At 62.8% G+C, this 1400-nt stretch carries 2 protein-coding genes; both read right to left on the bottom strand.

Annotated features, from left to right (window positions below):
- Positions 1 to 36 precede the first annotated feature (36 nt).
- Positions 37 to 792 carry an IS21-like element helper ATPase IstB gene (istB, locus tag CXF87_RS12025; RefSeq protein ID WP_022522218.1) on the bottom strand — a complete coding sequence of 252 codons (756 nt, stop codon included), beginning with the start codon at positions 790 to 792 and terminating at the stop codon, positions 37 to 39.
- A 14-nt stretch (positions 793 to 806) separates the two neighbouring features.
- On the bottom strand, positions 807 to 1400 hold a 594-nt coding region (locus CXF87_RS12020), incomplete at its 5' end, for a transposase (RefSeq protein WP_198556083.1).

The raw sequence follows: 1400 nt of genomic DNA, 5'->3' as shown, positions 1-1400 counted from the left end.
GCCTTCACGCTGGAGAGAGTTTTGTACGCTGAGCGGTCACGATGGGTCAACCGATTCCGTTTTTTGTGCGTTGGTTTTTCTCAGTGATTCCCCTTTCAGATTGAGTCGGTGAGCGCCGTGCAGGAGCCGATCCATGATGGCGTCTGCCAGCGTGGCGGAGCCGATGTAGTCATGCCAGTGCTCCGTGGGTAACTGGCTGGCGATGAGGGTGGAGCCCCGCCCGTGTCGGTCTTCGATTACTTCCATCAGGTCCTGCCGCTGCTGCGCCGTGATCTTCTGCATGCCCCAGTCATCCAGGATCAGCAGGTTGGTCTTCAGCAACTGGTTCATCAGCCGACCGTAGCTACCATCACCGTGCGCGATGCGCACCTGCTCGAACAGGCGCGGCACTCGCAGGTAGCGCACCGAGAGGCCTTGCCGGCAGGCCTGATTGCCCAGGGCACAGGCCAGCCAGGTCTTGCCGCAACCGGTAGGCCCGGTGATGCACAGGTTCAGGGACTGGCGGATCCAGTCGCTGCTCGCCAGGGCCGCCATACGCGAGCGTTCCAGTCCCCGGGGATGACGGTAATCGATGTCTTCGATGCACGCCGGCACGCGCAGGCGGGCGGCCTTGAGCAGCCGGTCCAGCCGACGGTTTTCCCGGTGCAGCACCTCCCGATCCACTAACAGGGCAAGGCGTTCCTCGAACGCCAGGTCGTGGGTTTCCGGTTGGGCGCGTTGTTGTTCCAGGGCATCGCCCATGCCCGTCAGCTTGAGGTGGCGCAAGGTATCGAGGGTGTTGTGCGTTAGCATACGTTTCTCCGGGATCAGTGGTAGTAGTGGGGGCCGCGAACGTTGGTGTGAACCGGCAGCTCGGTCAGTTCCGGTGGCTCCTCGACCAACGGCAGCGGTAACTGATCCAGCCCCTGCTTCAGGATCGAGGTGATGCTCTGGTAACTGGCGGAGTGGATGGCCAGCGCCCGGGCACAGGCCTGCTCCAGGCGATCACGACTGTAGCGCCGACTAAGGTTCAGAAGTCCCAGGCAGGCGCGGTAACCATGTTCCGGATGAGGCCGATCCTTGAGCTGCTTCTGCACCACGCCCAGCGTGCCGGGGCCGATGTCATTGGCCCAGTTCAGGAACCGTCCCGGTGACCAGTTCTGATGGGCCTGGTGCGATTTAGGCATGTGTTCAGTCAGGGTGGCGAAGCGGCCCTTACCATGACGAGGATGTAGCGCCACTCGCTGCCCTTTGTGCATGACCTCCACGGAGGTGTCGGTCACCCGAACGTCCAGCTTCACCCCCACCAGGGCGTGGGGCACGCTGTATAGCCGCTTCTCGATCTCGATGTGATAGTCGATACCCGGCCGTGCCTTACGCCACTCGGCGTAGGTGTAGGGCGTGGCGGGGAGTGGTCGTAG

Source organism: Halomonas sp. MES3-P3E (genome assembly GCF_002836035.1).
GTDB classification, from domain to species: domain Bacteria; phylum Pseudomonadota; class Gammaproteobacteria; order Pseudomonadales; family Halomonadaceae; genus Vreelandella; species Vreelandella arctica.
Note: the sequence above shows the minus strand (reverse complement) of the source record. Positions and strands in the feature narration are given on the sequence as shown.